The sequence below is a fragment of the Micromonospora sp. AMSO31t genome, assembly GCF_008868175.1.
GTDB lineage: Bacteria > Actinomycetota > Actinomycetes > Mycobacteriales > Micromonosporaceae > Micromonospora.
This window is the reverse complement of the sequence record NZ_WBKT01000286.1, coordinates 1-2466: the sequence shown is the minus strand read 5'-3', so window position 1 is coordinate 2466 and position 2466 is coordinate 1. Positions and strand designations below refer to the sequence as shown.

The following is a 2466-nucleotide window of genomic DNA, read 5'->3' as shown; positions in this document are numbered from 1 at the left end:
CCTCCCCCACTCGGAGCAGCTCCATGCAGATTGCCAGCGCGCCAACCGGGCTCATCCGCAAGTCCCTCGGCACCGGCGCCCTGTTGGTGTTCAGCGCGACCGCCTCCTCCCCGATGGCCGTGCTCGCCGGCGCGATCGTCGCCACGTACGCCTCGACCGGCGTCACCGGCACACCGCTCGGCTTCCTCGTGATCGCCGCCGCGTTGCTCTTCTTCTCCGTCGGCTACCTGGCCATGGCCCGCTACGTCTCCAGCGCCGGAGTCTTCTACGCGGCCCTGGCCGCCGGCTTCGGACGGTTCTGGGGCGTGGTCGCCGCTCCCGTCGTGCTGCTCGGCTACAACGCCATCCAGATCTGCCTGTACGGGCTGCTCGGCGCGGTGGTCAGCGACAGCCTGGGCGGCCCGTGGTGGGCCTGGGCCCTGGCCGCCTGGGCCGGGGTCGCCCTGGTCGGCGTCCTCAAGGCGCGGATCAGCGTCGGCCTGCTGGGCGCGGTGCTGGCCGTCGAGGTCGTGGTGATCCTGCTCTTCGTGCTCACCTCGTTCACCCATCCGGCCGGCGGCTCGGTGAGCTTCGCGCCGCTGGCGCCCGGCAACCTGCTGGTCCCCGGCATCGGCGGTGTGGTCGCCTTCTGCGCGGCCTCGTTCGTGGGCTACGAGTCGGCCGCCGTCTACTCGGAGGAGGCCCGGTCGCCGCAGGCCGTGTCCCGGGCGGCCTACTCGGCGCTGATCCTGCTGGGCGTCCTCTACGCGCTCGCCGCGTGGGCCATGGCCGTGGCCGTCGGGCCCGACCAGGTCGTCGACCGGTCCCGCGACCCGGGCGCCGGGCTGCCGTTCTCGATCCTGGAGGCGCACGTCAGCCCCGTGCTCGGCGGCGTCGCGACGATCCTGGTGGTGACCAGCGTGTTCGCCGCGATGGTGAGCTTCCACAACTCGATCGCCCGGTACGCCTTCAGCCTGGGCCGGGAGCGGGTGCTGCCGGCGGTGTTCGAGCGGGTCGGCCGGGGCGGCGCGCCGGTCGCCGGGTCGGTGCTCCAGTCGGCGATCGCCCTGCCGGCCGTCCTGGTCTTCGCGCTGACCGGGGCCGACCCGGTCGCCACCATGTTCAGCTGGCTCTCCGGCGTCGCCGCCATCGCGGTGCTGCTCATGATGGCGGTCACCTCGGTCGCCACGATCGCCTTCTTCCGCAGGGGCGGCGGCAGCCTGGAGAGCGCGTGGCAGCGTACGGTCGCGCCGGCCATCGGGGCCCCACTGGTCGGCGCGGCCCTGCTCACCACCCTGGTGAACCTCTCCGCCGTGCTCGGGGCGCCCGCCGACTCCACGACGAAGTGGTGGGTCCCCGGCGCGGTGGCGGCCGCCGCGGCCGTGGGGCTGGTCTGGGCGACCGTCCTCCGGGCCACCCGCCCCGAGGTGCTCGAGAACGTCGGGCAGGGCCAACGGCGCCCGCTCGCGGTGATCGAACAGGACCTGGTCGGCCGTTCCCTGTAGGACACCCCGGACGCCGCCACGGCCCGCCCCCGAAGTCCGGGGCGGGCCGTCGGCGGCTCAGCGGCGGCGCCGGCCGCCGGTGGCGGCGACCGCCGCGGCCTTGCGCTCCTGGCCGGCCCGCACCAGCCGGTTGAGGTGCCGCAACGCGCGCCAGGCCGGGTCGACCTGCTGCTCCGGGGTGAGCGGGAGCCAGCTGCGGACCTCCACGCCCCCGCCGCTGAAGTGCGGGCAGGTGGAGTGCACCTCGACCTGCTCGTGCGCCCGCGCCGGCCGCTCGACCACCAGCAGGTGGTCGTCGGACATCACCACCAGGTTCCGGCCCGGAATGCCCATCCCGCCGGCGCCGGGCGACTGGGCGCCGGCCACGCTGCCGCCGCCGAGCAGGGTCGACACCGACACCCCGACGTAGCGGGCCTCGGCGGGCATCGGCTCGCCGGCCTGGGTCATCTGGGCCACCGGGTCGAAGACCCCGTCCCCGGCCAGGTAGCCCTCGGCGATCTCGCACAGCTCGGCGAGCAGCGACGGGAGGTCCTGCACCTCGTCGCCGTCCCGGAACAAGCGGGAGGCCGCCCTGATCTCGTAGTAGGGCCGGCGCGGGTCGGCGAACCGGGGATCCAGGCTGGCGTAGAGGAAGACGAGCGCGTGCGGCCCGACCGGGCTGGTGCGGCGCAGGTCCCAGTAGTGCGAGGCGTGCAGGGCGTTCGCGTACTGCACGCGGTGCACCACGGCCTGCCGGATCTGGTGGTGGACCGCCTGGTTCGCGTAGCCGTCGATCGTCGGCGCGGACGCGTCGCCCGGCGACCAGCTCGCCGGGGCCGGTCGGGCGGTGGCGTACCCCGCCGTGTCCGGGGCGTGGTAGCCCCGGGACGTCGCCGGGTAGGCCGGCGCGGGGGCACCGCGATCCGGGGCCGCCGTGGCGCCCCGCCCGGAGATCCGGGCCGCCCGGCCCCCACCGGACGCCTCCGGCCGGGCGAACCGGGCG

Annotated in this window: 2 protein-coding genes; one reads left to right on the top strand and one right to left on the bottom strand. The window is 75.5% G+C overall.

Features of this window, described 5'->3' with window-relative positions; genetic code table 11:
- A partial coding sequence (locus F8274_RS30465; RefSeq protein WP_225854050.1) for an APC family permease occupies positions 1–1484 on the top strand: 1484 nt, incomplete at its 5' end.
- Between the two features lie 57 nt (positions 1485–1541).
- Here the strand turns inward: F8274_RS30465 and F8274_RS31515 are convergent.
- On the bottom strand, positions 1542–2466 hold a 925-nt coding region (locus F8274_RS31515; RefSeq protein ID WP_370518295.1), incomplete at its 5' end, for a hypothetical protein.